The 26838-nt window shown below is 59.3% G+C and carries 27 protein-coding genes; 20 read left to right on the plus strand and 7 right to left on the minus strand.

Going from position 1 to position 26838, the window contains the following annotated elements:
* Window positions 1–88 precede the first annotated feature (88 nt).
* Window positions 89–1051, minus strand: a complete 963-nt coding sequence (gene mdh / locus VWZ87_RS17375; RefSeq protein ID WP_416536450.1) for a malate dehydrogenase — start codon at window positions 1049–1051, stop codon at window positions 89–91.
* Between the two features lie 163 nt (window positions 1052–1214).
* On the opposite strand from mdh, the gene VWZ87_RS17380 reads away from it, so the two are divergent.
* The gene (locus VWZ87_RS17380) at window positions 1215–1970 is read left to right on the plus strand and encodes a sulfite exporter TauE/SafE family protein (RefSeq protein WP_416536451.1); all 756 of its coding nucleotides are present in this window, start codon (window positions 1215–1217) and stop codon (window positions 1968–1970) included.
* 176 nt (window positions 1971–2146) lie between these two features.
* Here VWZ87_RS17380 and VWZ87_RS17385 read toward each other — a convergent pair whose 3' ends face one another.
* Window positions 2147–2476 carry a hypothetical protein gene (locus VWZ87_RS17385; RefSeq protein ID WP_340544300.1) on the minus strand — a complete coding sequence of 110 codons (330 nt, stop codon included), beginning with the start codon at window positions 2474–2476 and terminating at the stop codon, window positions 2147–2149.
* A gap of 383 nt (window positions 2477–2859) precedes the next feature.
* On the opposite strand from VWZ87_RS17385, the gene VWZ87_RS17390 reads away from it, so the two are divergent.
* From VWZ87_RS17390 to VWZ87_RS17450, 13 genes are all read left to right on the plus strand, one after another.
* Window positions 2860–3714, plus strand: coding sequence for an HpcH/HpaI aldolase/citrate lyase family protein (locus VWZ87_RS17390; RefSeq protein WP_340544302.1), 855 nt, complete (start codon window positions 2860–2862; stop codon window positions 3712–3714).
* Window positions 3715–3749: 35 nt separating this feature from the next.
* Window positions 3750–4298 (plus strand): NnrU family protein, encoded by a 549-nt coding sequence (locus VWZ87_RS17395; protein ID WP_340544303.1) that lies wholly within the window; start codon window positions 3750–3752, stop codon window positions 4296–4298.
* Between the two features lie 6 nt (window positions 4299–4304).
* Complete coding sequence (locus tag VWZ87_RS17400) at window positions 4305–4508, plus strand: DUF1737 domain-containing protein (RefSeq protein ID WP_340544304.1); 204 nt, start codon at window positions 4305–4307, stop codon at window positions 4506–4508.
* Window positions 4508–5539, plus strand: coding sequence for a MaoC family dehydratase (locus VWZ87_RS17405; protein ID WP_416536452.1), 1032 nt, complete (start codon window positions 4508–4510; stop codon window positions 5537–5539). The genes VWZ87_RS17400 and VWZ87_RS17405 overlap by 1 nt, the downstream gene beginning before the upstream one ends.
* Window positions 5540–5564: 25 nt before the next feature.
* Window positions 5565–6197 carry a histidine phosphatase family protein gene (locus tag VWZ87_RS17410; protein WP_416536453.1) on the plus strand — a complete coding sequence of 211 codons (633 nt, stop codon included), beginning with the start codon at window positions 5565–5567 and terminating at the stop codon, window positions 6195–6197.
* Between the two features lie 32 nt (window positions 6198–6229).
* Complete coding sequence (locus tag VWZ87_RS17415; RefSeq protein WP_416536454.1) at window positions 6230–6919, plus strand: DUF1194 domain-containing protein; 690 nt, start codon at window positions 6230–6232, stop codon at window positions 6917–6919.
* A gap of 192 nt (window positions 6920–7111) precedes the next feature.
* Entirely contained in the window at window positions 7112–7495 is a 384-nt protein-coding gene (sdhC, locus tag VWZ87_RS17420) for a succinate dehydrogenase, cytochrome b556 subunit (RefSeq protein WP_416536455.1), read from the plus strand.
* Between the two features lie 18 nt (window positions 7496–7513).
* Window positions 7514–7885 carry a succinate dehydrogenase, hydrophobic membrane anchor protein gene (sdhD, locus tag VWZ87_RS17425; RefSeq protein ID WP_340544311.1) on the plus strand — a complete coding sequence of 124 codons (372 nt, stop codon included), beginning with the start codon at window positions 7514–7516 and terminating at the stop codon, window positions 7883–7885.
* 15 nt (window positions 7886–7900) lie between these two features.
* Window positions 7901–9706 (plus strand): succinate dehydrogenase flavoprotein subunit, encoded by a 1806-nt coding sequence (sdhA, locus tag VWZ87_RS17430; protein WP_340544312.1) that lies wholly within the window; start codon window positions 7901–7903, stop codon window positions 9704–9706.
* A gap of 90 nt (window positions 9707–9796) precedes the next feature.
* Window positions 9797–10708: a hypothetical protein gene (locus tag VWZ87_RS17435; protein ID WP_416536456.1), complete on the plus strand. Its 912-nt coding sequence runs from the start codon at window positions 9797–9799 to the stop codon at window positions 10706–10708.
* Between the two features lie 150 nt (window positions 10709–10858).
* Window positions 10859–11638: a succinate dehydrogenase iron-sulfur subunit gene (locus VWZ87_RS17440; protein ID WP_340544315.1), complete on the plus strand. Its 780-nt coding sequence runs from the start codon at window positions 10859–10861 to the stop codon at window positions 11636–11638.
* Window positions 11639–12177: 539 nt separating this feature from the next.
* On the plus strand, window positions 12178–13359 hold the full coding sequence (locus VWZ87_RS17445) for a type III PLP-dependent enzyme (RefSeq protein ID WP_416536457.1): 1182 nt from the start codon (window positions 12178–12180) through the stop codon (window positions 13357–13359).
* A gap of 102 nt (window positions 13360–13461) precedes the next feature.
* Window positions 13462–14337, plus strand: coding sequence for an urea carboxylase-associated family protein (locus tag VWZ87_RS17450; protein WP_416536458.1), 876 nt, complete (start codon window positions 13462–13464; stop codon window positions 14335–14337).
* 75 nt (window positions 14338–14412) lie between these two features.
* On the opposite strand, the gene deoD is transcribed toward VWZ87_RS17450, so the two are convergent.
* From deoD to VWZ87_RS17465, 3 genes are all read right to left on the minus strand, one after another.
* Window positions 14413–15117, minus strand: coding sequence for a purine-nucleoside phosphorylase (deoD, locus tag VWZ87_RS17455; protein WP_416536459.1), 705 nt, complete (start codon window positions 15115–15117; stop codon window positions 14413–14415).
* Window positions 15118–15140: 23 nt separating this feature from the next.
* A complete protein-coding gene (locus VWZ87_RS17460; RefSeq protein WP_340544320.1) occupies window positions 15141–15458 on the minus strand; it encodes an H-NS histone family protein in 318 nt (105 codons plus the stop codon).
* Between the two features lie 119 nt (window positions 15459–15577).
* Window positions 15578–17545, minus strand: a complete 1968-nt coding sequence (locus tag VWZ87_RS17465) for a protein meaA (protein ID WP_416536460.1) — start codon at window positions 17543–17545, stop codon at window positions 15578–15580.
* A gap of 180 nt (window positions 17546–17725) precedes the next feature.
* On the opposite strand from VWZ87_RS17465, the gene VWZ87_RS17470 reads away from it, so the two are divergent.
* The 6 genes from VWZ87_RS17470 to VWZ87_RS17495 all read left to right on the plus strand — a co-directional run bounded on the left by VWZ87_RS17470 (window position 17726) and on the right by VWZ87_RS17495 (window position 24745).
* Window positions 17726–19180, plus strand: coding sequence for a 1-acyl-sn-glycerol-3-phosphate acyltransferase (locus tag VWZ87_RS17470; RefSeq protein ID WP_416536461.1), 1455 nt, complete (start codon window positions 17726–17728; stop codon window positions 19178–19180).
* Between the two features lie 110 nt (window positions 19181–19290).
* Window positions 19291–20571 (plus strand): crotonyl-CoA carboxylase/reductase, encoded by a 1281-nt coding sequence (gene ccrA / locus VWZ87_RS17475; RefSeq protein ID WP_340544323.1) that lies wholly within the window; start codon window positions 19291–19293, stop codon window positions 20569–20571.
* Between the two features lie 315 nt (window positions 20572–20886).
* Complete coding sequence (locus tag VWZ87_RS17480) at window positions 20887–21606, plus strand: helix-turn-helix transcriptional regulator (RefSeq protein WP_340544325.1); 720 nt, start codon at window positions 20887–20889, stop codon at window positions 21604–21606.
* 94 nt (window positions 21607–21700) lie between these two features.
* Window positions 21701–22342, plus strand: coding sequence for an acyl-homoserine-lactone synthase (locus VWZ87_RS17485; RefSeq protein WP_340544326.1), 642 nt, complete (start codon window positions 21701–21703; stop codon window positions 22340–22342).
* 109 nt (window positions 22343–22451) lie between these two features.
* On the plus strand, window positions 22452–23990 hold the full coding sequence (locus VWZ87_RS17490) for an ATP-dependent DNA helicase (RefSeq protein ID WP_416536462.1): 1539 nt from the start codon (window positions 22452–22454) through the stop codon (window positions 23988–23990).
* On the plus strand, window positions 23987–24745 hold the full coding sequence (locus tag VWZ87_RS17495; protein WP_416536463.1) for an SDR family oxidoreductase: 759 nt from the start codon (window positions 23987–23989) through the stop codon (window positions 24743–24745). Before VWZ87_RS17490 ends, VWZ87_RS17495 begins: the two co-directional genes overlap by 4 nt.
* Before the next feature lie 117 nt (window positions 24746–24862).
* Here VWZ87_RS17495 and VWZ87_RS17500 read toward each other — a convergent pair whose 3' ends face one another.
* Both VWZ87_RS17500 and VWZ87_RS17505 read right to left on the minus strand, forming a co-directional pair.
* Complete coding sequence (locus VWZ87_RS17500; RefSeq protein WP_340546273.1) at window positions 24863–25630, minus strand: TIGR02186 family protein; 768 nt, start codon at window positions 25628–25630, stop codon at window positions 24863–24865.
* Between the two features lie 112 nt (window positions 25631–25742).
* On the minus strand, window positions 25743–26666 hold the full coding sequence (locus tag VWZ87_RS17505) for a sulfite exporter TauE/SafE family protein (protein WP_340544330.1): 924 nt from the start codon (window positions 26664–26666) through the stop codon (window positions 25743–25745).
* Between the last annotated feature and the right edge of the window lie 172 nt (window positions 26667–26838).

Genomic DNA, 26838 nt, shown 5'->3' on the forward strand with positions numbered 1-26838 from the left:
GGGCGGCTTCCTGCTGGAGGCCGTGCGGCAAGAAAAAGGCCCGCCAAGATGGCGGGCCTTCTAAATGACGTGTTTCTTGCCGTCGAATTTAGGCCAATGAGCCGTCGATACCTTTGCAGGCTTCGACCAGGCCTTTGACTGCGTTGACTGAATTGTCGAACATTGCCTGCTCGTCCGCGGTCATCTTGATGTCGATGACGCGTTCGATACCTCCGGCACCAATCACCGTGGGCACGCCAACATACATGCCTTTGAGGCCCAGAGCACCATCAACATAAGCCGCGCAGGGCAGGACGCGCTTTTGATCCTTGAGGTAGGCTTCTGCCATTTCAATCGCCGAGGTTGCGGGCGCGTAGAAGGCTGACCCGGTTTTCAGAAGGCCGACAATCTCGGCGCCACCGTCACGGGTGCGCTGAACGATCGCGTCGAGTTTTTCCTGACTGGTCCAACCCATTTTCACCAGGTCCGGCAGCGGGATGCCCGCGACGGTGGAGTAGCGTGTCAGCGGAACCATTGTGTCGCCATGTCCACCCAGCACAAAGGCGGTGACATCTCTCATGGAGACGTTGAATTCTTCGGCCAGGAAGTGACGGAAGCGGGCGCTGTCCAGAACACCGGCCATGCCGCAGACCTTCTCGTGGGGCAGGCCCGAGAACTCGCGCAGGGCCCAGACCATTGCGTCCAGCGGGTTGGTGATACAGATCACAAATGCCTCCGGCGCGTGGTCACGGATGCCTTCGCCGACGGATTTCATAACTTTGAGGTTGATGCCCAGAAGGTCATCGCGGCTCATACCGGGCTTGCGCGGGACACCGGCCGTGACGATGCAGACGTCGGCGCCTGCAATGTCCTCATAGGACTGGGTGCCCTTCATTTTGGCATCGAAGCCCTCCGAAGGACCGGATTCTGCGATGTCGAGCGCCTTGCCTTCAGGGGTGCCTTCGGCAATGTCGAACAGGACGACATCGCCGAGTTCTTTCAGTGCTGCGAGGTGGGCAAGTGTGCCGCCGATCTGGCCTGCGCCGATCAGGGCGATTTTGGGTCGAGCCATTGGAATATCTCTCCGGTCCGGTTGTGATTGCCGGGAGGACTAAGCCCTTCTGTGTCTTGGCGCAAGATCCCTACGTGGCTACGGCTGATCTGCCGCAGACTGTTCATTTTGGACGGATCTGTTTAAAAAATCGACATATGAGGCACTTAGAGGGATTTCTCAGATGCCCGAGATCACGGTTATGTTTTTTCTGGTGGCGGTTCTGGCAGTTACCTTCGCGGGTGTTTCCAAGGCGGGCTTTGGCTCTGGCGCTGCCTTTGCCTCATCCTCGATTCTTGCTCTGATTGTGGAGCCTGGTGTTGCACTAGCCTTTATGTTGCCGTTGCTGATGCTGATTGATGTGGCATCACTCCGACCGTACTGGGGGCGCTGGCGGATGCGCGAGTCGCTTTTGCTGATTGTCGGCGGTTTGCCCGGTGTGCTGTTGGGGGCTGTCTTCTACCGATCTGTCGACGCAGATGCCATGCGGATCCTCATCGGTGTCATCTCGGTGGGGTTTGTGGCTTGGCAGCTGTCGGGGCATCTGCGGGCGCGATTGGCAGAGCCGCGTGAGAACGCTGATGTGACCGGGCTGTTGGCCGGACTGGTTGCGGGGTTCACCAGCTTTGTAAGCCATGCCGGCGGGCCGCCGGCGGCGGTCTATCTGCTGGGGCGCAACATGACCAAGACGGAATATCAGGCCTCTACCGTATTGGTGTTTGGCGTTCTGAATATGGCGAAGTTCGTGCCCTATGCGATGCTTGGGTTGGTGACCCCGGCATCGTTGACACTTGATCTGATGTTGGCGCCCTTTGCCTTGCTGGGGGCCTGGATCGGGGTGCGGCTGCACCACCGGGTATCTGAGCCGCTATTTTTTGGACTGACCTATGTTTTATTGCTGGCCACGGGGACCAAGCTGATCTGGGATGGGTTGACCTAATGATCGACCCCGCCTCAAAGGTTTAAAATGCCGGAGCCAGAGAAATCCAGGTGTCTTTATCCGTGCCCGTAGTCCCGGTCAGCCAGATTGGCAGAGGGCCGTTTGCTGCTCCCCTCCGCCGCTAGACGAACCGACCAATTGGGCAGGTGGTCTTCTGTCTTCGGGTGGGCCGTTTGTCAGGCGTCACTGTCGACAGCCGGGAGCGCCTCAGCCAAGAACTCAAAGGATTGGCCCGAGGCAACAAGGCATGTCACCCCACCCGGCGTTGTGATCGTGATTGTCCAGCTGCCAGTGTCGGCCGAGGCGAATGTTTCCATCACGACACCACGTTGGCCAATCCCAATGCTTTGGCGGCTTTCACCGTAGCGCTCAGCCAGCCGTTTCACGACCTGATCGCGGGGCGCGCAGTTATTGCTGGTTTGTGCCGCCGCCGGCAGGGCCATAAGACCAAGTGCCGCCAGCGTGGCGCCTTTGAGAACTGCAACTTCAAACGTCTTCTTCAACATGGGTTTTACCCTTTCCGGAAGATCCGGCAGCGGGGCGGTCCCTCGGGTCGTGTGATCCGACCCGGGCGGGTCATGCATCGCGCCGGTATCGCGTCATCGTCTGCGCGGATCTGTTTGCCCGCTCCCGGAAGGGGCATGCCGTTTTGGTTCGGTCCTCATCCGGTCTGAAAAGTGTTGCAAATAGATGCTGACATCCCATTAACGCAGAGTTCTCCTTGATTTTTCCTCAAAGTAATAAATAGTTACAAGTATTTAGGTTTTCACGGTGACTCGTTTTCAACCGGTGTGGTGTCGGGAATTCTGCGCTGCGGCGTAATTTCACTTGAAAGCTTCCTTTCACTTGGATACCCGTTTGCGCAACAAAATGTCTCAGGAGGTCACTCATGGATCCGCGCACACGTCCCTATCGTTCGGTACTTTACATCCCCGGTTCCAAGCCTCGCGCGCTCGACAAAGCGCGCAGCCTGCCTGTGGATGCGATTATCTTCGACCTCGAGGATGCCGTTTCTGCCGATGAGAAGGAAAACGCCCGGGCGACGCTGGCGGCGGCACTGGACGAAGGGGGGTATGGCGGTCGGATGAAAATCGTTCGGATCAACGGTCTGGACAGCCGCTGGGGCGCCGCGGATGCAGAGGCGGCGGCCGAGATGGATTGCGATGCAATACTGCTGCCCAAGGTGTCCTCTGCCGCTGACCTGGATCAGCTGTCCAAGGTCACAGGCGATACGCCGCTCTGGGCAATGATGGAAACGCCTCGCGGCATGTTGAACGCAGCAGAAATCGCCGCACACCCGCTGCTTCAGGGCATGGTGATGGGCACAAACGATCTCGCCAAGGAGCTACAGGTCCGTTTCCGCGCGGATCGGCTGCCGTTGATGGCCGGGCTCGGCCAATGTCTGCTCGCGGCAAAGGCGGAAGGGGTCATTATTGTGGACGGGGTCTATAATGCCTTCAAGGATGGCGAGGGCCTTGCAGTGGAGTGTGCCCAGGGCCGCGACATGGGGTTCGACGGCAAGACGCTGATCCATCCGGCGCAGGTCGATGTGGCGAATACGGCCTTTGCTCCGTCAGAGGATGAGATTGACCTCGCCCGTCGTCAGATCGCGGCCTTTGATGCAGCCGAAGCAGAGGGGCAGGGGGTCGCGGTGGTCGATGGCAAGATCGTCGAAAACCTGCATGTCGCCACGGCCCGCGAAATTCTCGCAAAAGCGGATGCAATTGCGGCGTTTTCCGCCTAGGCGTTGGGTCAGTCATATTTCTTGGGGAGACTGACATGGCATTGTTGCTTCTAGGCATCCTGATCTGGTGGGGCGCGCATTTCTTCAAAAGGCTGGCGCCGGATGCGCGCGCCGCAATGGGGGGGCGTGGCAAGGGGATGATGGCGCTTGCGCTGCTTGCAAGCGTTGTCTTGATGGTGATCGGCTACCGCAGTGCCGAATCCTTCGATCTGGCGCTGCCGCCCCCGTTTCTTACCCATATCAACAACACTCTGGTGTTGCTTGGCCTCTACTTTACCAGTCCTGGCCCCAGCAAGGGGGCGCTGTTTTACAAGCTGCGTCACCCCATGCTGCTCGGCTTTGCGATGTGGGCCGTGGCGCATCTTCTGGTGAATTGGGATCCGGCCTCTTTTGTGCTCTTTGGCAGTATGCTCGTCTGGGCGCTGGCTGAAATGGTTGTGATCAACCGGTCCGAGCCGAACTGGACTCCGAACCCCAAAGGCAGCATCGCAAAAGATGGGATGTTCCTTGTCGCGTCGATCGTGCTGCTGGGGGTGATCGGCTATATCCACGGGCTGGTTGGCCCTTCGCCGTTTCCGGGGTGATCGCTGATGAAACTCTATCGTTTTCTGTCCGAGGACGACACCTCGGCCTTCTGCCACAAGGTGACCGATGCACTGAACAAAGGGTGGGAGCTTTATGGCAGTCCCACCCAGACCTTCGATCCGGTGAAGGGTATCATGCGCTGTGGTCAATCTGTGGTGAAAGAGGTGCCCGGCACCTATACCCCTGACACCAAATTGGGAGATCACTAATGGCCAAGACCAATCCGGGCCGGTTCTTTGAGGACTATGCCGTCGGCGACGTGCTGCATCATGCGGTGCCGCGGACGGTTTCAGGTGGTGAGCGCGCATTGTATCATGCGCTCTACCCGGCGCGACATGCGCTCTATTCCTCGGATGAATTTGCGCGCGGATGTGGTCTGGCTCAATCGCCGCTGGAGGATCTGGCGGCGTTTCACATGGTTTTTGGCAAAACCGTGCCGGATGTTTCGTTGAATGCGGTGGCGAACCTCGGTTATGCGGAGGGGCGCTGGCACCTGCCTGTTTACCCGGGCGACACCCTGCGCGCCGAGAGTGAGGTGATTGGGGTCAAGCAGAACTCAAACGGAAAGTCCGGCGTGGTCTACGTGCGGACGCGTGGCCTCAACCAACGTGATGACTGCGTGCTTGACTATGTTCGCTGGGTGATGGTGCGCAAAGGCGATCTGGACGTCCCTGCGCCGGAGACCTGCATTCCGGACCTGGCCCGGGTGATCTCTGCTGAGGAGCTGGTCATTCCTGCCGGGCTGGATTTTTCCAACTATGATTTCACGCTGGCAGGCGAGACGCATCGCTGGGGCGACTATGAGGTTGGCGAGCAGATAGACCATATTGACGGGGTCACTGTTGAAGAGGCTGAGCACATGCTGGCCACGCGCCTGTGGCAGAACACGGCCAAAGTGCATTTCGACACCACCGCGCGGCCTGATGGCTCACGATTGATTTATGGTGGTCATGTGATTTCCATGGCGCGGGCGCTGTCGTTCAACGGCCTTGCCAATGCACAGATGATCGTGGGGCTGAATGGAGGCGCCCACGCAAACCCCTGCACATCCGGCATGACCATTCGCGCCTGGTCGGAGGTTCTGGACAAGGCGGAAACCGCGGCTCCCGGGGTTGGGGCAATCCGGTTACGTCTGGTTGCGACGAGTGGCGGTGCTCCGTTCCAGCTGAAGGGGGATGACAACAAATATCGGCCCGAGGTCCTGCTGGATCTGGACTATTGGGCCCTGATGCCACGATGACCTACGCGGGATCAATGGGTGTGAAATGATCGAACTTGATCCCGCCACTGTTCTTTACATCACGCATCCGCAGGTGGAGATAGACGCGGCTGTCGCCCCGCCTGATTGGGGGCTGTCCGCGATCGGCTCAGCGCGGGTGGCGCACCTGGCGCAGCGTCTGACGATATTGCAGCCGACAGGCAAGGCGGCGGTGATCGCCAGCGCCGAACGCAAAGCGGTCGAGACCGCCGCGCCGCTGGCCGCCGCGCTTGGGGCGCTGGTCAGCTGTCGACCGGACACGCATGAGAACGATCGCTCCAGCACAGGGTATCTTTTGCCTGACGCCTTTGAGGTGCAGGCTGACGCCTTCTTTGCGAAGCCGTCGCAGTCGGTACGCGGCTGGGAGAGAGCTATTGATGCGCAGGCGCGGATCCAGCGGGAGGTTCAGGCGGTGGAGCAGGATTACCCGGATTCAGCGCTAGTTTTCTGTGGTCACGGGGCGGTCGGCACACTGCTATACTGCGCCTTGAGGGGCGTGGCGATTGACCGGCGCTGGGATCAGCCCGCTGGTGGCGGCAATTGGTTCGCCTATGATCGGCACAGCCGCCAGGTGCTGGGTCACTGGGCGCCGATCGAGACCCTGTTTGCGGGACAGCGGGCGGGCTGCGAAAAACGATAGGGCAACCGCCCGGTTTTCGCTAAGCTTGGAATATGCGGATCCTTCGACTGTGCGTTATTATGCTTGTGACACTGGCGCCGATGCAGGCGCGGGCGTGCGATCTTGCCTTGGTTCTGGCGGTTGACGTCTCCGGCAGCGTCGATGTCGAGGAATACCGCACGCAGATGGAGGGATTGGCTGCGGCGCTGCGCGATGGGATCGTCGCCGAGGCTCTGGTGCGGGCACAGGCGCGGGTAGCGCTAATTCAATGGTCGGGCAGCGGGCGCCAGGACCTGACGCTCAGCTGGCGCAGCGTCACAGATTTCCCGGCGGTCGACCGGCTGGCTGCGGAGATTGCCAGTGCTCCGCGTCCCTGGCGCAACTACGCAACCGGCATCGGTGAGGCACTGCAGCTGGCGTTGGAGCAGTTCCAGCTGGTGCCGAGCTGCCGCCGCAGGGTGATCGATGTTTCTGGTGACGGGCCGTCGAATGAGGGGATCGAGCCGACGGCGATGCGCGGTGCTCTCAGCGCGGCAGGGGTGACTGTCAATGCGCTTGCAATTGAGGAGAGCGAGCCGGATCTGACGGCGTATTTCTTTGAACAGCTCATTCACGGACCCGGCGCCTTTGTTCAGACTGCGGCCAGATTCGACGACTATCCAGATGCGATCCGCAAAAAACTGTTGCGGGAAGTGGCACAGCAAAATGCAGATTTGGGCAGCTTTGTCCCGTCAGTCCATTAAATTCGCGAACACCATGTGATTCTGTAAGGATTCACCTATATGCTGTTTTGTGATCACTTACCGGAACCGTGTGATCACATATTGTTGTTTTCGTAGCATTCCCAAAAATAACTGCGCATTTTTACCGCTCGTTTGCGTGACAGGACGCAAAAAACCGCTAAAACGTCGTCAGCTAACCGGAAAGGAGCCAACATGGCCGATGTAAATCGGGGCAACCGCCCGCTTTCGCCACATTTGCAGGTCTACCGCCCGCAGATCACTTCGATCACCTCGATCCTGACGCGGATTACGGGCAATGCCTTGCTTGTGAGCGCGCTATTGATCGCCTGGTGGTTTCTGGCGGCGGCAACTTCTGAAGATTATTTCCGCACCGCAAATGCGGTGATGACCAGCTGGCTCGGCGACATCGTGATGAGCCTGTCGGTGCTGGGCCTCTGGTACCACACGCTGGCCGGTGTGCGTCACCTGATCTGGGACAACGGCAAGATGTTGGATCTGGAACCCGCGCAGAAACTGGGCTGGGCCGTCATTATCGGATCGGTTGTTCTGACCGTCCTCACCCTTGTTATCGTCTGAGCTGAAGGAGCCGTCGCAATGCGCTATTTGACAGATCGCAAGCGTGCCGTTGGCATGGGTGCAGCAAAATCCGGTACAGCACATCACTGGTCGATGCAGGTCAGCTCCATTGGATTGCTGATCCTGGTTCCGCTGTTTGTCTTCACCTTTGGCTCCGCGCTGGGGGGATCCTACGAAGAGATCACAGCCTATTACGCGCGCCCGTTCCCGGCGCTGGTTGCTCTGCTGACCATCTGGGTGGGCATGATGCACTTCAAATCCGGCGCGCAGATTATGATCGAAGACTATGTTCACGGTTTTGCAGGTCGTCTGACGATTATTCTGATCACCTGCCTGTCCTATGCCGTGGCCGCTGTCAGCGCCTATGCGCTGATCCGCCTGGCCCTGTAAATTCCGAGGTTCTCAATGGCTGCTTACGAATACGAAACACATGATTATGACGTGGTCGTGGTTGGCGCCGGTGGTGCTGGCCTCCGTGCGACCCTCGGCATGGCAGAACAGGGCCTGCGCACAGCCTGTGTGACCAAGGTGTTCCCGACCCGCTCCCACACCGTCGCGGCGCAGGGCGGCATCGCGGCGTCGCTGTCAAATATGGGGCCTGATCACTGGCAGTGGCACATGTATGACACAGTCAAGGGGTCTGACTGGCTGGGTGACACCGACGCGATGGAATATCTGGCCCGTGAAGCGCCCAAGGCGGTTTATGAGCTGGAGCATTACGGCGTGCCGTTCTCGCGTACCGAGGAAGGCAAGATCTATCAGCGTCCCTTTGGCGGTCACACCACAGAGTTCGGCGAGGGTCCCGCCGTGCAGCGGACCTGTGCCGCTGCGGACCGGACCGGCCACGCCATTCTGCACACACTCTATGGTCAGTCGCTGAAGAACAATGCTGAGTTCTATGTCGAGTATTTCGCCATCGACCTGATCATGTCCGAGGACGGGCAGTGTCAGGGCGTTGTCTGCTGGAAGCTGGACGACGGCACCATGCATGTCTTCAACGCCAAGATGGTTGTGCTGGCGACCGGCGGTTACGGACGGGCGTACTTCTCTGCCACCTCGGCGCATACCTGCACCGGCGACGGGGGCGGCATGGTGGCGCGCGCAGGCCTGGCGCTGCAGGACATGGAGTTCGTGCAGTTCCATCCGACCGGCATCTACGGCTCCGGCTGTCTGATCACCGAGGGCGCGCGTGGCGAGGGTGGCTATCTTACCAACTCCGAAGGCGAGCGGTTCATGGAGCGCTATGCGCCCCAGTATAAGGACCTCGCGCCGCGTGACTATGTTTCGCGTTCGATGACCATGGAAATCCGCGAAGGTCGCGGTGTTGGCGAGCATGGCGACCACATTCACCTGAACCTCAGCCACCTGCCGGCCGAGGCGCTCGCCGAGCGGCTGCCGGGCATTTCCGAAAGCGCCAAGATCTTTGCCGGTGTTGACGTGACCAAGGAACCGATCCCGGTTCTGCCCACGGTGCACTACAACATGGGCGGTATCCCGACCAACTATTGGGGCGAGGTGCTGAACCCGACCGCAGATAACCCGACCGCCGTTGTGCCGGGCCTCATGGCCGTGGGCGAGGCGGGCTGCGCCTCGGTGCATGGTGCCAACCGTTTGGGGTCGAACTCGCTGATCGACCTCGTGGTCTTTGGCCGCGCCGCAGCGATCCGTGCGGGCAAGGTTGTCGATGCGGATGCCCCGAACCCGGTGCTGAACCAGGCACAGGTTGACAAGGCCTTTGATCGGTTTGATGGTCTGCGCCACGCGAAGGGCGGTATACCGACCGCTGATCTGCGTCTTGAGATGCAGCGCACCATGCAAAGCGACGCTGCCGTGTTCCGCACCTCGGAGACCATGTCCGAAGGCGTAACCAAGATGACAGCGATCGCTGCTAAGCTTGATGATCTGGCTGTGACCGATCGGTCTCTGGTGTGGAACTCGGACCTGATGGAAACGCTGGAGCTGACCAACCTGATGCCAAACGCGCTGGCCACTATCGTTGGCGCCGAGGCGCGCAAGGAAAGCCGTGGCGCCCACGCGCATGAGGATTTCACCAACCGAGACGACGAAAACTGGCGGGTTCATACCGTCAGCCGCGTCGATGGCAACAAGGTGGATCTGTCCTATCGCCCGGTGATCGTCGAGCCGCTCACCACTGAGGCCGAAGGTGGCATCAGCGAGGCGAAGATCGCGCCCAAAGCACGGACCTTCTAAGAGCGTGATGCAGGCAGCCCCAGCATATCAGATTGCAACATTTCCCCGCATACGCGGGGGAGTGGCGACATCTGTGCAGGTGGTCGCGTGATGGCGACAGGTCGGACATCATCGGTGATGCCGGTTGCAGGCGTTGTTGGCAATGCGGGCTGTTGGCCAGAACTCGGCTGGCGGCCCGATGCTGCGCTGCGGATGTTCGGGATGCGTCGTTCCGGCAATCATGCGGTAGCCAATTGGTTGCAGCGCAATGCGCCGCACGGACAGGCGTTGTTCTTCAACAATTGCAAATCGGGCCGGGGGCCGCTGGCGCATCATCAGGGGGTGGAGCGCAACGCTGTGCAGCTGGCGCGCCATGATACGCGCGATCTGGCAGGGTTGGGGGCAACGCTGGGGGCCGGTGGCCTTTTGCTCATCTCATATGAGGATACGGTGCCGTCGGACTTCGGTCTGGAACGGCCAGTTTCCGGTGATCTGGACGAGACTCTTCTGAGCGGTGATATCCTGTTGCTGCGTGGGTTTCTGAACTGGTCGGCCTCGCTTTTGAAGAAGCTACAACGGAACCCGGATTTCACGGTAGCGCATCGTAGCGCTTCGGTGCTGCGGGCGATCGACAGCTACCGCAAGATGCTGGAGTTGGTCGCGCAGGCGGATGATCTCGCTCTGACCGTGATTGACTATGATGTCTGGATACATGACGCGGAATACCGCTCCGCTCTGCTGGATCGACTGGGGCTGCCCTGCGTTGACAATACCCTTGGCAAGGTTCAGCGCTATGGCGGTGGTTCGTCCTTTGATACGCCAGAGGCTGGCGCCGATTTTGATTTGCGGACGGATCAGCGCTGGCAGCGCATGTCCGGTGACGCTGAGTATCAGGCGATCCTGCATATCGCAGCGCGTGACACGGCACTGCTTGCCGCGCTGAGCCGACACTACCCTCACGATGCCAAAAGGCTTGCGTCGCTTGCAGATCAGACGCCGATAGCGGCGGGAGGGCTGCGCTGATGCTGCCCTGCGCCTACCAGATTGCGACCGACCGGGTCGCTACACCGACAGATCTTCGTTCCGGCCTTGCCGGAGCGCGGACACCGATCTCCTGCCAGCGCAGCGCTTTGTGCCTGTGGCTGGCGGGCAGCTAAGCAAGGAGAACGATCTATGGTCGAATTCGCACTTCCGAAAAATTCCAAGATCACCACGGGTAAAACCTGGCCCAAGCCCGAAGGCGCAACCAATGTGCGCAAATTCAGCATCTACCGCTGGAATCCGGATGACGGCAAAAACCCGCAGGTGGATACCTATTTTGTCGATATGGACAAATGCGGTCCGATGGTTCTGGACGCGCTCATCAAGATCAAGAATGAGATCGATCCGACCCTGACATTCCGCCGGTCCTGCCGCGAGGGGATCTGCGGCTCCTGTGCGATGAACATCGATGGGATCAACACCCTGGCCTGTATCTACGGCCTCGATGAGATCAAGGGCGACGTAAAGATCTACCCGCTGCCGCATATGCCGGTGGTGAAGGATCTGATCCCTGATCTGACCCATTTCTACGCCCAGCATGCCTCGATCATGCCATGGCTGGAAACCAAGACCAACCGCCCCGCGAAAGAGTGGAAGCAGTCCATCGAGGATCGCAAGAAGCTGGACGGGCTGTATGAATGCGTCATGTGCGCCAGCTGCTCGACATCCTGTCCGAGCTACTGGTGGAACGGGGATCGTTACCTTGGGCCGGCCGCGCTGCTGCACGCCTACCGCTGGATCATCGACAGCCGCGATGAGGCAACACCTGAGCGTCTGGATGAACTGGAGGATCCGTTTAAGCTCTATCGCTGCCACACCATCATGAACTGTGCGAAGACCTGCCCGAAGGGATTGAACCCGGCCAAGGCAATTTCGCATATCAAGCAGATGATGGTTGAACGCGCGGTTTAAGCCCTGCCAAGCTTTGATTAGGGAGAACGCCGCTCACCTGCTGTGGGCGGCGTTCTGCGTTGTCGAGCAGCCACTGCGCCCCGAAGTTGCGGCTGACAGTGGGGATCGGTAAACAGGCGATATGCCAGTGTTGATCCTCTTTCTGTTGCTCGGTGTCCTTGGATATTTCCTTTGGCGCCACAATACATCCACCCTCAGCCGGGATTGTCGCTGGCGTCAGGAAAAGTCGGCGAGCCAGTGGCGCTGTGCATCCTGTGGTGCCGTCCAACCAGGAGACGGGGTGCCGCGTGCATGCCTCAGACCCCGAAATACCGGGTAAGTGTTGCAATAGGCGCATGGCTGAAATCTGATCAAATCCCGCATGAAAATAAGGGCTTCAGTGGCCCAGAAAACTCTTGATCGACTCGTGTGTTTGGTAGATATGGCGGACAGACGCCAACGCACGCGCCTCTGTCCCAAGGGTTATCCCCCATGGTTACGTAGCGACGGTAACGTCTCTGATTGAAGTGAGCGGTCATAGATGGCCGGGTCTTTTGGAGATGACCATGAACGCAAACGTAACCGGGCAACTTGCCCGTCAAGATGCTATTGTCCCCGTTTCTCGCCACCTGTCCTATATCGCACAGACCGCGTTTGACCGCCCGACACTGGTGATTGACAGCCAAGCTGTTGCCCGGCAATACGCCGCCCTGGCCCAAGGCCTTGGGCGTGCCCGAATCCACTATGCGGTAAAAGCCAATCCAGAAGCGCAGATTCTGCGCCGGCTCACCACTATGGGGGCAAATTTCGATGCGGCCAGCCGCGCCGAGATTGAAATGTGTCTGGCTGCAGGCGCAAGGCCTGGCCAGATTTCCTTCGGCAACACGATCAAACGGCCGAGCGATATCGCCTTTGCTCATGAGATCGGGATCACCCATTTCGCGGTTGATGCCTTGGCCGAGCTGGACAAGCTGGCCGCCCATGCGCCTGGTGCCCATGTCTGCATCCGCCTGCTGGTCGAAGCCACCGGGGCGGATTGGCCGCTCAGCCGCAAGTTCGGCTGCTCCAGTGCGATGGCGCTTAGCCTGATGGACCGCGCCCGCGAGGTTGGGTTGATTGTCTCCGGCGTATCCTTCCACGTTGGCTCGCAAACCCGCGAGCCGCAGATGTGGGCTGGCACGCTTGATCAGGTCGCCCAGGTTTGGCAGGCCGCAAAATCCGCCGGTCATGAGCTGACCCTGCTGAACATCGGTGGCGGTTTCCCGGCGAGCTACGGCACCGAGGTGATGGCCCCTAATCGCTATGCGCAGGAGGTCATGGCGCTCGTGGAGGCACGTTTCCCCGACGCAACCGAGATCATGGCGGAACCCGGTCGTGGCCTGGTGGCTGAGGCTGGCGCGATCGCGGCCGAAGTGTTGCTGGTCTCGCGCAAGGATGCGCACGATCTGCACCGCTGGGTCTATCTGGATATCGGCAAATTTTCAGGCCTGGCGGAAACCATGGACGAGGCTATCCGCTACCGGATCACAACCGATTATGGGGATGAGCAGACCGGCCCCTGCATTCTGGCGGGCCCGTCCTGTGACAGTGCTGATGTGCTCTATGAAAAGCAGCTTTACCAGCTGCCGCTTGATCTGAAAGCAGGGGATCGCGTTGTGATCCATTCCTGTGGAGCCTATACGACGACCTACGCCTCCGTTGGCTTCAACGGCTTTCCACCGCTCGATGTGGTGGTGATCTGATCTCGGATCTTTGATCAGCAGGGCCTGAGCACCCTGCAATGTCGGCTTGTTTCCGGCGGCTGCATTGGATTTCATGGCGCAAACAACAGAGAGGTTTGCGCCATGTCCGCTACTGATTTTCCCGGCACCGAGGCACAGCCTCCCGAAGATGCAGAGCAAAGGCGTGCCGTGGCGCCAGTCATCTGCTACCCGAACGAGACATTGCCCAAGCCGGATCTGTCGCGATATCGGACTGCTCGTGAGACGGCGCAGAAAACCGCCGAAGTATTGGTCTCGCCGCGGGAGGCGGCCTGTTTCAGCGTCTCTGCTGGAAGCTTCTTTCGTATCACCTCGGTCGAGGGGCCGCAGGTCGGGGACCTAAATCTCTGGAACAGTGCTGATCTGACCGAGCGCTTTTTCTCCGGCAAAACGCGTGCGCTGCATGGAACTCATGTAACCACGGGGGAGAGGCTGTGGAGCAGCCTGCCGCATCTGCGTCCGATGGCGACCATTGTTGCGGATAGCCTGGGCTGGTACGGGATCGACGGCTATGGCGGCTCGGTTCATGACGTGATCGGCACCCGCTGCGACCCCTACACCGGTAATCTGCTGTCTGGCGGTCACTATCATCATTGCTGCCATTCCAACCTGACCCGGGCGCTGGCAGATCATCTGGATATGCCACTGGACGCAGCCGAGCCGCATATTCACGATGTCCTGAACGTATTCATGTGTACCGGATTTACTCGTGACACCGGGCAGTACTTCATGAAAGCGAGCCCAGTGCGCCCAGGCGACTATCTTGAGTTTTTTGCGGAAATTGACCTCTTGGGCGCATTGAGCGCCTGTCCGGGAGGCGATTGTGGTGACGAACACACCAGTGACACCGCGTCCTGTCATCCGTTGTTGATTGAGCTCTTCACCCCCGAAAGCGGTGCGTTGGGAGATTGGCGGCCACCTGCGCGCAACGGGTATGACCGTAGTCACGGGCGCGGTTGAGCCTGGCTGCTGGCAGAACGAAAAAGGCAGCGCGATCGGCGCTGCCTTTTCTATGGGTCTTTGCGATTTCTCAGTTCAGGCAAAGGCCGCTTCGAGAGCGATTTCCACCATGTCGCCGAAACTCCGCTCACGCTGATCGGACGGCAGCGCCTCGCCTGTCCCGAGGTGATCGGATACCGTCAGCACCGCCAGCGCGCGGCGTCTGTAGCGGGCCGCCAGGGTATAAAGCTCGGCTGCCTCCATCTCGACGCCCAGAATGCCATGACGCACCATCTGCTCGTTCAGGTCCGGTCGCTCGTCATAGAAAACATCGGATGAGTAGATGCCACCGATATGCGGCGTGAGCTTATGCGCCTCTGCGGCCTTCGCGGCAGCCTGAAGCAGGGACCAGTCGGCACAGGGGGCAAAATTGACCTCTTTGAAAATCCCACGCGAAGGGGAGCTGACAGTGGTTGCCGTCATGGCGAGGATCACGTCACGGATTTTCACCTTGTCCTGCATTCCGCCACAGGACCCAATGCGGATCAAGGTTTTGGCGTCGTAGTCACGGATCAGCTCATTCACATAAATAGACAGGGAAGGCATGCCCATTCCGCTGCCTTGAATGGTGACCGGATGCCCATTCCAGGTGCCGGTGAAGCCCAGCATTCCGCGCACTTCATTCACGAGGCGGGCATCTTTCAAAAATGTTTCGGCGGCCCATTTCGCGCGATAGGGATCGCCGGGCAGCAATACCGTTTCGGCAATCTCGCCCTTGGCGGCTCCGATATGAACAGTCATACTTTGTCCTCAACTTCTGGAAATCAGATTTCCAGATCGGAAATATCAACGCCCGATGTCAGCGCTGCATGGACCCAATGAGGTTTGCGACCGCGACCGGTCCAGGTTTCTTCCGGGTTCTGCGGGTTGCGGTATTTCGGAGCTGCCTTGGTTTTCTTGGCAGTGCCCCGGTTGTTGCCTGCAATCTCGTCAAGCGAGAAACCATATTTTGCGGCAGCTTCTTCGGCGGCTTTCAATGCTTCGATGCGCTCGCGCTGCTCGGCTTCTTTCAGTGCCTTTTCGACATTCGCCTGCAATTCCAAAAGCTCTTTTCGTGACATCGTTGTGAGGTCAACGGCCATTTTCTTCTCCATAAATGAATGCGCATCGTGATGCTACGAGGCGCATTCATTTATGACCCTATTCCCAAGGTGATTTCACCAAGAAAATTGTGTCGATTAAATTGATTTGCGAAAATCCGCTAATGTGAAGTCGTTTGCGGTTGTTTTGCAAGTTCAACAATATCACCCATGATTGCGTTGAGTTCGAAATCCTTGGGGGTATAAACACGGGCCACACCCATCTTTTTAAGGCGGGCAGCGTCGTCGTCGGGAATGATTCCACCAACGACAACTGGAATATGCGACAGGCCCGCGTCATTCATCCGACCCATCAGCTCCTCAATCAGGGGCAGATGGCTGCCGGAGAGGATGGACATGCCGACCACATGTGCATCGTCCGCCAGTGCCGATGCTACCAGTTCTTCGGGTGTCATGCGGATCCCATCGTAGGTGATATCCATACCGCAGTCGCGTGCGCGAAAGGCGATTTGTTCGGCGCCGTTGGAGTGGCCGTCTAGGCCGGGCTTGCCGACGAGGAATTTCAGGCGGCGTCCCAGTTGGTCGCTTACGGCATTGACCTTTTCGCGCAGCTCATCCAGCCCCTCTGTCTTGTTGGAGGCGGACCCGGACACGCCGGTCGGGCCGCGATATGTGCCGTAGACCTTGCGCATTTCCTCGGCCCATTCGCCGGTGGTGACGCCGACCTTGGCCGCGGCAATCGACGGCTCCATGACATTGGCGCCGCTTTGCGCTGCTGCGCGCAGCGCGGCCAGGGCTGATTGCACAGCGTCATTGTCACGCTCACCGCGCCAGTCGTTCAGGCGGCTGATCTGCTCCTGCTCCACCGCGGGGTCGACCACCATAATGCCGCCGTCCTCGGTCTGCAGCGGCGATGGCTCGCCCTCGGTCCATTTGTTGACGCCCACCACGATGGTTTCATTCTTCTCGATCCGGTTCAGCCGGTCGGCATTGGATTCGACAAGTCGGCCCTTCATGTACTCGATCGAGGCGACAGCGCCGCCCATGGATTCGAGGTTGGCCAGCTCGGCGCGAGCGCCGTCCTTCAGTTCCTCGACCTTGGCATCGACCGCCGGGTTGCCGTCGAACAGGTCGCCGTATTCCAGCAGGTCGGTCTCATAGGCCAGGATCTGCTGCATCCGCATCGACCATTGCTGATCCCAGGGGCGGGGCAGGCCAAGCGCTTCGTTCCAGGCGGGCAGCTGCACCGCGCGGGCGCGGGCTTTCTTGGAGAGCGTCACTGCCAGCATCTCGATCAGGATGCGGTAGACGTTGTTTTCCGGCTGCTGTTCGGTCAGGCCGAGCGAGTTCACCTGCACGCCATAGCGGAAGCGGCGGAACTTGGGGTCCTCGACGCCATAGCGGTCGCGGCAGATCTCGTCCCACAGATCGACAAAGGCGCGCATCTTGCACATCTCGGTCACGAACCGGATGCCCGCGTTCACAAAGAAGGAGATGCGTCCGACCATGGCCGGGAAATCCTCCGGCGCGATGCGCGGTTTCAGCTCGTCCAGCACCGCCTGCGCGGTCGCCAGGGCAAAGGCCAGCTCCTGCTCCGGTGTCGCGCCGGCCTCCTGCAAGTGATAAGAACACACGTTCATGGGGTTCCACTTGGGCACGTTGGTGTAGCAGTACTCCGCCACATCCGCGATCATCTTGAGGCTGGGCTTGGGCGGGCAGACATAGGTGCCGCGGCTGAGGTATTCCTTGATCAAGTCGTTTTGCACCGTGCCCTGCAGCTTGGACACATCCGCGCCCTGTTCCTCTGCCACCGCTATATAGAGCGCCAGCAGCCAGGGAGCCGTGGCGTTGATGGTCATCGAGGTGTTCATCTGCTCCAGCGGGATCTCATTGAACAGGGTCCGCATGTCACCCAGATGGCAAATGGGTACTCCGACTTTGCCCACTTCGCCGCGGGCCAGCACGTGGTCGCTGTCATAGCCAGTCTGGGTCGGCAGGTCGAAGGCGACCGAGAGGCCGGTCTGCCCCTTGGCCAGGTTGGCGCGGTACAGCGCGTTGGATGCCGATGCCGTGGAATGGCCGGCATAGGTGCGGATCAGCCAGGGGCGGTCTTTTTGCATCTGCGGCATGACGGGCCTCGCGAGTCAGTGTGATGGTAATTTTATTTCGCCGAGATGATGTAGACTGCAATTTTAAACCCATGTCAATTCGCTGCGTTGCGGCATTTCATGCCAACTGCTAAATATGGGTGCCTCTGCCGATCCGGCAAAGTGCTTGTAATAACAGCAAGCATGGGGAAGGGTCTCAGGATGACGCAGACCGTGGAACTCCCGCTTTGGCTTTTTGTGCTTATCGTGCTGTTTGCCGCGATCACCTTTGCCTCGCATTTCCTGTTTCCGTCGGTGCGGTGGTTCTTCCGTCGTCGTTTGGAGCGGGCTGTGGCGCGGTTGAACCGCCGCCTGGAACGACCAATTCAACCGTTCAAACTGGCACGCCGTTACGACATGATACAGCGGCTGATCTATGACCCGCAGGTGGCCCAGGCGATTGCAGACCATGCACGTGCGCAGGGCATTCCCGAAAACGTCGCCTTCGAGGAGGCCCGGCGTTATGCCCGCGAGATCGTCCCGTCGTTTTCCGCAGTTGCCTATTTCAGCATCGCGATCCGTCTCGCACGGTTTTTGTCCAATGCGATCTATCGTGTTCGCCTCGGTCATCTGGATGAAGCTGCAGTGAAGGCAATAGACCCTGAGGCGACGGTGGTTTTTGTCATGAATCATCGCTCGAACATGGATTATGTCCTGATCACCTATCTGGTGGCGGACCGGTCGGCCTTGTCCTATGCGGTGGGTGAATGGGCGCGGGTATGGCCGTTGTCGCGATTGATCCGGGCCATGGGTGCCTATTTTATCCGCCGTAAGTCACGCAATGACCTCTATCGTCGCGTTCTGGCGACCTATGTGAGGCTGGCGACGCAGGGCGGGGTGACCCAGGCGATTTTTCCCGAAGGCGGGTTGAGCCTAGATGGCGCTTTGGCACAGCCGAAGGTGGGGCTGCTGAAATACATCGTTGACGGTCAGGCGGCACAGGGCGAGGGCGGGCGTGATGTGGTGTTTGTGCCTGTTGCGCTGAACTACGACCGCGTGCTGGAAGACAAGATCCTGACATCGGCTGCGAAATCCGGTGATCGACGATTCCGCGCACGCATCCATGTGGTGGCGGTTCGTATGCTGCGTCAGCTGTGGCTATGGGCGACGAGGCGCTACCAGCGATCCGGGTATGCGGCAGTCAGTTTTGGGCGCCCTCTCAGCCTGCGCGACTTTGTTCTTTGCAGCGGGGGAGAGGACACGCCGACGAGTCTTGCGCAGGAGCTGATGGGTCGTATCGGCGAATGTGTTCCGGTATTGCCGGTGGCCTTGGTCGCCGCCACTGTGGAGTACCTCCCGAAGGGTAAACAGCCGCTCAGCCGTACGGATATTGAAGCTGGGATGGACGCGCTGCTGTCGCGATTGCCCTATGCTTATATCCATACATCGCGCAACGACCGCGGTTCCGCCGCCGAGTTGGGGCTACGTCAACTGACGATGAGAGGCATCCTGCGACAGACAGCGGGCGGCTACGAGGTGGTGGCCGACCAACACGATCTGCTTGTCTACTACGCAAATTCAATCCGTCATCTGATCCCGGAGCCTGACACTGACGGGCCAAAAGAGGCTGGTATTGCTGCAGGTGCAAAGGGTTATTCTGCATCCGCTGGGTCATAAAATTACCCAAATCAAATAAATGATGTTGCATTGTTGCTTGGCGGATCTTATTCCCTAGGTAGCAGCTGCGATTCTGCATTGCGGCAAACAGCGGAAAAAAGGAGGCCAGCATGGCTTTGGACACGCAGAACGGCGCCCTCTCCTACGAGGCCCCTGAAAAAGAGCTTTATGAGATCGGTGAACTGCCGCCGATGGGCTATGTGCCACAGAAGATGTATGCTTGGACCATCCGCAAAGAGCGCCATGGCACCCCTGATACTGCGATGGTGCAAGAAGTGGTCGATGTGCCCGAACTGGACAGCCACGACGTGCTTGTGCTCGTGATGGCGGCGGGTGTGAACTATAACGGTGTGTGGGCGGCTCTCGGCACACCTATCAGCCCCTTTGATGGTCACGGTGCGCCGTTCCATATTGCCGGTTCCGACGCCTCGGGCATCGTTTGGGCCGTGGGCGATAAGGTTAAGCGCTGGAAAGTCGGCGACGAGGTGGTCATTCACTGCAATCAGGATGATGGCGACGACGAGGAATGCAACGGTGGCGATCCGATGTACTCTCCCAGCCAGCGCATCTGGGGGTATGAGACGCCCGACGGCTCCTTTGCGCAGTTCACCAATGTTCAGTCGCAGCAGCTTATGCCCCGCCCCAAGCACCTGACCTGGGAAGAAAGCGCCTGCTATACGCTGACCCTTGCGACCGCCTACCGGATGCTGTTCGGCCACGAGCCGCACGATTTGAAGCCGGGCCAGAACGTGCTGGTCTGGGGCGCTTCGGGCGGCCTCGGCTCCTACGCGATCCAGTTGATCAATACGGCTGGTGCAAATGCCATCGGCGTGATCTCGGACGAAAGCAAACGTGATTTTGTCATGGGGCTGGGCGCCAAGGGTGTGATCAACCGCAAAGACTTTGACTGCTGGGGGCAGTTGCCGACAGTGAACACGCCCGAATACGCCAATTGGTTCAAGGAAGCCCGTAAGTTCGGAAAGGCAATCTGGGACATCACCGGCAAAGGCGTGAATGTCGACATGGTGTTTGAACATCCGGGCGAAAGCACGTTCCCGGTTTCGACCTTTGTCTGTAAAAAAGGCGGCATGGTTGTGATCTGCGCAGGCACCACTGGCTATAACCTGACGTTCGATGTGCGCTACATGTGGATGCACCAGAAGCGTTTGCAGGGCTCGCACTTTGCGCATCTGAAGCAGGCCGCCGCTGCCAACAAGCTGATGGTCGAGCGCCGCCTAGACCCCTGCATGTCGGAGGTGTTCTCCTGGAACGATCTGCCGGAGGCGCATATGAAGATGCTCCGCAACGAGCACAAGCCGGGTAATATGTCTGTTCTGGTTCAGGCGCCCCGGACCGGTCTGCGCACACTGGAGGATGTTCTGGCAGGGTAAACACCCTCGAGAGACACATTATTTCACCCGTCAGTCGCTCCTGTGACTGGCGGGTTATTGTTTTTCTGGTGCGAACGTGGTTGTCGAACATTTGTGCGGAATGACCAGCGGTCATGCGCTGATGGTGAAGACATTTTGTGGCCGCGCCCTAGATAATCGCTTATGAAATAAAAACCTGATCATTATGCGGGCTTACCGTTGACGCTGCATCGATGATCGCGGCACAAAGGCCAGAGCTGCGGCAATTTGGATCTGCCGACAGCCAAATAGGTGCAGAGGTTCTGCGCTGAGACCAAGTGAGAATTCAGGCATTTCATGGCAACCAAAGTTAATCTTGATCTTATCCTTGAGGTTTTGGACGCCACGACAACGGTCGATGGTCTGCAAGAGATCATTGAGCGGGTCTGTGAGACCTTTGAGGTTGATCACGCCATGTATCACTGGGTCGACAGCGCTGGCGATCACTATCACTTTGGCACCTATTCGCGGGAATGGGTCGAGCGCTATCAGGAAAAAGCCTATGTGCGTGTCGATCCGGTCATTATCGGCTGCTATCAGCGGTTTCACCCGGTTGACTGGCGCCGCCTTGATTGGTCGTCCAAGCCTGCGCGCGAGTTTCTGCAGGACGCCCTTGCCCATGACGTAGGCAATCAGGGGTACTCAATCCCGATCCGTGGGCCAAACGGGCAATTCGCTTTGTTCACGGTCAGCCACAACTGCAACGATGAGACCTGGACGAAATTCACGGACAGACACAGCCGTGACCTGATCCTGATCGGGCATTACTTCAACCGCAAGGCGCTGGAATTTGAACCGGATCGCAGCCCGGAGCATGTCCAACCCCTGTCCCCACGTGAGATTGACGCGTTAACCTTGCTTGCGATGGGCTACAGCAGAGCCCAGGTGGCCAAGACGCTGACCATTTCGGAGCATACATTGCGGGTCTATATTGAGAGCGCGCGATTCAAACTGGGGGCGATCAACACCACGCATGCCATCGCACGGGCACTGAGTCTCGGGTTGATCATCATCTAAGACGTTGAAGCTGTTGATGTTCATTAACCCTATAGTTGAAAATATCTTCTGATCGTAATCTGGTCCCACTTTTCTATCTAAAGGGGACTAAGTTATGCTTCGTTACGTATATGCACACGACCTGTATAAGCACCGTGAGCTTGCCCATTCGATGTTCGTGGATCGCGCGGATCAGTTCAAGACTCGGCTGGGTTGGGAGGTCTCGGTAGATGCCTGCGGGGAAGAACGCGATGAATACGATGCGCTTGATCCGCTATATGTGATCTGGCAGCAGCCCGATGGCAGCCACGGTGGGTCAATGCGTTTCCTGCCCTCCACGGGTCCAATTATGGTGAATGATGTCTTTCCCGAGCTGACCGGCGGGGAGGCGATCCGCAGCCCTCTGATCTGGGAATGCACCCGGTTCTGCCTGTCCCGACATGTCAGCGGCAATGTGGCCGGGGCGCTGACCCTGGCCGGGCTTGAGATCATGCGGAACTTCAATATCGCGCATTTTGCCGGGGTGTTTGATCGGCGGATGGTGCGGATCTACCGCTCTCTTGGGTTTAGCCCGGAAATTGTCGGCACCATGGGCGCGGGGCGGGACCGGATCTGCCTTGGCCTGTGGGACTATTCTACCGAGGCGTATCACCGGGTCGCGCAGAAGGCAGGCATTCAGCCGGAATTGTCGACACTCTGGTTCGACCGGTCCTTTGGCGGTGCAGGCGCGCCAGGACCCGTTGCGCTGACGGGGTGAGCAGGGTGTCGATGGGCATAGCGCTGAAGGAGGGCGAGCTGCGCTGAAACGATATGATGTGGGGCCGTCTGCTCTGGTGCAGCCGGCCCGGCGGCTGTAGTGTCGCCGAATGAGCGCAGCACCCATTAAATTCTCCGACGATCAGGCCGTCGCTTTTGATCGTGTCAGCAGTCTTCTTCGTGACGCAGGGGTCGATCTCGAAGACGATCTGCTACACCCGCCCCGCGGTGACGGTGGCGCAATGGCGGTTATTGGCAAAGCCGGATCTGGTAAGACGCTGTTGTTGGCGGAACTCTATAAGGCGTTGGAAAAGGCCGGTGTCGAGGTTGTTTCCGGCGACTATGAGAGCCGCAAGAAGAATGAGGACCGGCGCACACTCGCAATCCTCGCGCCCACAAACAAGGCCGCCAGCGTGCTGCGCCTTCGTGGTGTTCCCGCAACCACGATCCACCGGATCCTCTATACGCCTGTCTATGATCCGGAATATGAGCGGATAGCGGAATGGCTGGCGGGTAGTGGCGATGAACCCGAAATCGAGGGGTTAACCGAAGAAGCCCTGGCGCGGGCGAAGGCATTTTATGAACGCAACAAGTCGATCCCTGGTGCGTTGGCTGCTGCCGGTCTGCGCGGATCTGACTTCATCACCGGTTGGAAACGGCGGGAGGAGCCGCTGGATATCGGCTTTATCGATGAAGCTTCGATGCTGGATGACCGCCAGTTCCAGGACCTTCAGGAAATTTTCCCGACATTATTGCTGTTTGGCGATCCCGCACAGCTCGCCCCGGTGAACCAATCCGGTGCCATGGTTTTTGAAACGCTGCCAGAAGAGCGCAAACTGATCCTCAACCGCATTCACCGCCAAGAGGCAGGCAATCCCATTCTGGACCTCGCTCATGCTCTGGCTGATCCGAACATCGGGTTTGAGGATTTTGAGCGCATGGTTGAGGACCTCTCTCGCCAGGATGATCGCGTCGTCTGGGGGCAACGGGTCGAGGTGGATCTGATGGCACGTTCTCCGGTTCTGGTCTGGCGCAACAACACCCGGATTCGGCTGATCAATGCGTTTCGTAACGTGCACGGTGCGCCGGAGGACAGTTTGCTGGCTGGCGAGCCGCTGATCTGCGACGGAATCGAATTGCCGATGAAACATCGCAAGAAAAGGCTGGATCTGGAAGCCCGCGGCCTGATCAAGGGGGCCCAGGTCATCTACCTCGGACCGGGTCGCAAGCCTGGATTTTCGCGCCTTCACGTCATGGGGGCAGAGGACCCGCAGGTCTCTGCGGCCTCTATCGTGAAGATCGAAAAACCGGATGAAGAAGAGCCCTTCATTCCATTTGCTGCGCGTATGGGGGCGGCGTTTCTGCACGGGGCGGCCGTCACTATTCACAAGGCGCAGGGCTCACAATGGCCCACGGCGCAGGTTTTTGCGCCTGATATCTATGCCGCGGCGCGCATGGGCCGGGTGGAGGCCGGGCAACCGCTCTGGAAGCGGCTTGCTTATGTGGCCATTACGCGGGCGCAGGAGCGCCTGATCTGGGTGGTGCGCAATCGTCTGGCAAAGCCGACAGGCCCTCTGCAGGTGGACGACCTGCGGGCCGCGCCCGTAGGCGCCCTGACCCTGGAACTGCAAGAGGACAGCTCACTATGACGATCCAAGCTCCAGATTCTAGACGCACGATCCTGATCACCGGAGCCAGCTCCGGTATCGGCCGTGCCGTGGCGGAGCTGTTTCTGGACGAAGGTTGGCAGGTGGGCCTGCTTGCCCGCCGCGCAGAGGCGCTGGAGGCCGTGGCGCAGGGGCGCGACACGGCTCATGTCTTGCCGGCGGATGTCACCGATGCTGAGGCTGTCGATCGTGCCGTGGAGACCTTTGCAAAGCGGGCCGGGCGGTTAGATGTGTTGTTCAACAATGCAGGCATCTTTACCCCTTCCGGCACGATTGATGAGATTGCGCTGGAGGATTGGTTTGCAGCCGTCAATGTGAACTTGAACGGCATGTTCCTTTCGGCCCGAGCGGCCTTTCGCCAGATGCGCCAGCAGGCCCCGCAGGGCGGGCGGATCATCAATAACGGATCAATTGCGGCCCATGTTCCGCGCCCACATTCGGTCCCCTATGCGGCGACCAAAGCCGCGATCACCGGGCTGACCCGCAGCCTGTCGCTGGATGGGCGCCCGTTTGATATTGCCTGCGGACAAATTGACATCGGCAACGCACGCACGCCGATGGTTGCGGATTTGAGCGCCCGACAGGCCGAGACGGATCCGGCAGCGGGCGCGATGGAGACCTTCGCCGTTGAGGATGCTGCACGGTCGGTGCTGCATATGGCAAATCTTCCGCCTGAGGCAAATGTGCAATTCATGACCGTGATGGCAACCAAGATGCCTTACATCGGGCGTGGATAGTCACTGCAGAGGTCTCCCGCCCGTTGTGACACCAGCAAGCTGGCACCACGCCCGTTGGGCGTAGCGCCGCGCTTTGCGCGGCGGTCTGGGTCTGGGTCTGGATCTGGTTCGTGGTCGTCAGCTGTTGCGCAGCAGGCGGAAGGCGGCAGAGGCACCCCAACCTGCGGCAATTGCAATGGCCAGTGACATAAGGCCGTAGAGAAACGGCTGTTCGCGTGAAAGTGTGTAAAGAAACCGTTCCAGCCCGACTTTGCGCACGTCGATGCTGGTTTCGTACTGCGCGACAACCGACCCGCCTCGTGTGAGCAGGATGCGGGTCCGATAGGCCCCTTCGGTCAGGTCGGCGGGCATCTCGATCGCAGTGCGAAACAGCGTTTGCTGATCGACGGCGACAGTGTTCTCCCGCAGAGAATAGAGATTGTTCTCGGACCGGATGCGGATCACGGCTTCGGCAAATTTCTGTGCCCCGCGGATGTGCATTCCGGCACCGACCGAGCGGATGGCCCGCCCCACGGAGACTCGATACCGCAGGTCCTCAGTATCGCTCAGCACCTGAGAGAGCGGCGCGCTTGTCGCAACTGCGTAGAAGCTCGGTGCCGAGTCTACCAGCACGCTGTCGGTGTTGACCCAGATCCCAAGCTTTTTCTCCTTGCGGCGCACCATCACGGGCGAGGCCGGACCGGATACGGCGACGATCACCTGAAGAGGGTCGTCCTGCGGGATAGGGGCTTCCCGCTTCACGGCCCCAAAGACGAGGATTTCCGATCCATCGAAGTCGGCGGTGATGGCAACACGGTCTTGGCTCAGACCGAGCACGACTTCCTCGCGCGGGCCAGCGGGAGGGTCGCTATCTGCCGGATCGGTGGAGGTCTGAGCGGTGGCCATCGACCCGAGTGGCAGGACCAGGAGGAATGCAATCCAGAGCCGCGCGGAGCCGCGGGCCGGCTGGGATTGCGGCGCGCGGCGGAGGCGTTGCCTGATGACGCGATGGAGCATCTCAGTGCCCTCCATCGCTGCCGAGCGAGTAAAGCTCAGATGGCATCAGCAACAGGTCCAGCCCGAGTTTGACGCAGACAATAATTACCATCAGCGCCAACAGGATGCGGAGCTGTTCAGCCTTGAGATAGACGCCGATCCGGGTACCGATCTGGGCACCGATCACCCCGCCGATCAGCAATAGAACCGCCAGAACAATATCCACGGTATAGTTCGTGGTCGCGTGCAGCATCGTGGTAAAGGCGGTGACCAGAATGATCTGAAACAGCGATGTACCAACCACAACCTTGGTTGGCATCCCGAGGATGTAGATCATGGCTGGCACCATGATGAAGCCACCACCAACACCCATGATTGCCGCGAGGATGCCGACGACGACACCGACCAGCAAGGGAGGAATCACGGAGATATAGAGGCCGGATGTGCGGAACCGCATCTTGAAGGGCAGGGCATGGACCCAGCCACGCTGCCGACGCGGCGCGGGGGCGCCACCTGCGGAGGCTTTGGATTTGCGGATCGCATTCAGGCTTTCGATGAACATCAGCCCGCCGACAACGCCAAGAAAGACGACGTAACAGAGTTTTACCAGCAGATCGACTTGGCCCAATGCTTTGAGATAGTTGAAGACCACAACCCCAAGCGCCGCACCGAAAAGACCGCCCGCTTGAAGAACCAGGCCCATCTTGATGTCGACGGTTCGGCGCCTGAAATGAGCAAGCACACCGGAGAATGAGGAGGCCACGATCTGATTGGCTTCGGTGGCAACGGCCACTGCCGGCGGGATGCCGATGAAGAACAGGAGCGGTGTCATCAGGAAGCCGCCACCGACACCAAACATGCCGGACAGGATACCGACCATACCGCCAAGCCCCAGCAGCAGGAATGCGTTGACCGAGACTTCGGCGATGGGAAGATAAATCTGCATATCAGTGTTAGAGCGCAGCAATTGGCTAAAATCAACTGCCGATGCCGCTCCGCAGAAAACAGGACTGACGCTAGGGCAAAAACTGGACCTATGAAAGTTGGCCGGAACTCGGATGGGGAGAACTGGTTTCCGAAAAGTCTGACTCTGGCTGTGTCAAAACGGCAAACGCCCG

The organism is Phaeobacter sp. JH20_37 (assembly GCF_048056015.1).
GTDB lineage: Bacteria > Pseudomonadota > Alphaproteobacteria > Rhodobacterales > Rhodobacteraceae > Phaeobacter > Phaeobacter bryozoorum.

What these genes read in the sequence shown, in the direction of transcription:
- sdhA (WP_340544312.1), top strand. Translation starts at nt 7,901, where the DNA reads ATGGCTGCTTACGAATACGAAACACATGATTATGACGTGGTCGTGGTT.
- deoD (WP_416536459.1), bottom strand. Translation starts at nt 15,117, where the DNA reads ATGACTGTTCATATCGGAGCCGCCAAGGGCGAGATTGCCGAAACGGTA.
- VWZ87_RS17465 (WP_416536460.1), bottom strand. Translation starts at nt 17,545, where the DNA reads ATGCCGCAGATGCAAAAAGACCGCCCCTGGCTGATCCGCACCTATGCC.
- VWZ87_RS17480 (WP_340544325.1), top strand. Translation starts at nt 20,887, where the DNA reads ATGGCAACCAAAGTTAATCTTGATCTTATCCTTGAGGTTTTGGACGCC.
- VWZ87_RS17470 (WP_416536461.1), top strand. Translation starts at nt 17,726, where the DNA reads ATGACGCAGACCGTGGAACTCCCGCTTTGGCTTTTTGTGCTTATCGTG.
- sdhD (WP_340544311.1), top strand. Translation starts at nt 7,514, where the DNA reads ATGCGCTATTTGACAGATCGCAAGCGTGCCGTTGGCATGGGTGCAGCA.
- VWZ87_RS17410 (WP_416536453.1), top strand. Translation starts at nt 5,565, where the DNA reads ATGATCGAACTTGATCCCGCCACTGTTCTTTACATCACGCATCCGCAG.
- VWZ87_RS17415 (WP_416536454.1), top strand. Translation starts at nt 6,230, where the DNA reads ATGCGGATCCTTCGACTGTGCGTTATTATGCTTGTGACACTGGCGCCG.
- VWZ87_RS17500 (WP_340546273.1), bottom strand. Translation starts at nt 25,630, where the DNA reads ATGGCCACCGCTCAGACCTCCACCGATCCGGCAGATAGCGACCCTCCC.
- VWZ87_RS17490 (WP_416536462.1), top strand. Translation starts at nt 22,452, where the DNA reads ATGAGCGCAGCACCCATTAAATTCTCCGACGATCAGGCCGTCGCTTTT.
- VWZ87_RS17440 (WP_340544315.1), top strand. Translation starts at nt 10,859, where the DNA reads ATGGTCGAATTCGCACTTCCGAAAAATTCCAAGATCACCACGGGTAAA.
- VWZ87_RS17495 (WP_416536463.1), top strand. Translation starts at nt 23,987, where the DNA reads ATGACGATCCAAGCTCCAGATTCTAGACGCACGATCCTGATCACCGGA.
- VWZ87_RS17460 (WP_340544320.1), bottom strand. Translation starts at nt 15,458, where the DNA reads ATGGCCGTTGACCTCACAACGATGTCACGAAAAGAGCTTTTGGAATTG.
- sdhC (WP_416536455.1), top strand. Translation starts at nt 7,112, where the DNA reads ATGGCCGATGTAAATCGGGGCAACCGCCCGCTTTCGCCACATTTGCAG.
- VWZ87_RS17435 (WP_416536456.1), top strand. Translation starts at nt 9,797, where the DNA reads ATGGCGACAGGTCGGACATCATCGGTGATGCCGGTTGCAGGCGTTGTT.
- ccrA (WP_340544323.1), top strand. Translation starts at nt 19,291, where the DNA reads ATGGCTTTGGACACGCAGAACGGCGCCCTCTCCTACGAGGCCCCTGAA.
- VWZ87_RS17395 (WP_340544303.1), top strand. Translation starts at nt 3,750, where the DNA reads ATGGCATTGTTGCTTCTAGGCATCCTGATCTGGTGGGGCGCGCATTTC.
- VWZ87_RS17485 (WP_340544326.1), top strand. Translation starts at nt 21,701, where the DNA reads ATGCTTCGTTACGTATATGCACACGACCTGTATAAGCACCGTGAGCTT.
- VWZ87_RS17405 (WP_416536452.1), top strand. Translation starts at nt 4,508, where the DNA reads ATGGCCAAGACCAATCCGGGCCGGTTCTTTGAGGACTATGCCGTCGGC.
- mdh (WP_416536450.1), bottom strand. Translation starts at nt 1,051, where the DNA reads ATGGCTCGACCCAAAATCGCCCTGATCGGCGCAGGCCAGATCGGCGGC.
- VWZ87_RS17445 (WP_416536457.1), top strand. Translation starts at nt 12,178, where the DNA reads ATGACCATGAACGCAAACGTAACCGGGCAACTTGCCCGTCAAGATGCT.
- VWZ87_RS17400 (WP_340544304.1), top strand. Translation starts at nt 4,305, where the DNA reads ATGAAACTCTATCGTTTTCTGTCCGAGGACGACACCTCGGCCTTCTGC.
- VWZ87_RS17505 (WP_340544330.1), bottom strand. Translation starts at nt 26,666, where the DNA reads ATGCAGATTTATCTTCCCATCGCCGAAGTCTCGGTCAACGCATTCCTG.
- VWZ87_RS17450 (WP_416536458.1), top strand. Translation starts at nt 13,462, where the DNA reads ATGTCCGCTACTGATTTTCCCGGCACCGAGGCACAGCCTCCCGAAGAT.
- VWZ87_RS17390 (WP_340544302.1), top strand. Translation starts at nt 2,860, where the DNA reads ATGGATCCGCGCACACGTCCCTATCGTTCGGTACTTTACATCCCCGGT.
- VWZ87_RS17380 (WP_416536451.1), top strand. Translation starts at nt 1,215, where the DNA reads ATGCCCGAGATCACGGTTATGTTTTTTCTGGTGGCGGTTCTGGCAGTT.
- VWZ87_RS17385 (WP_340544300.1), bottom strand. Translation starts at nt 2,476, where the DNA reads ATGTTGAAGAAGACGTTTGAAGTTGCAGTTCTCAAAGGCGCCACGCTG.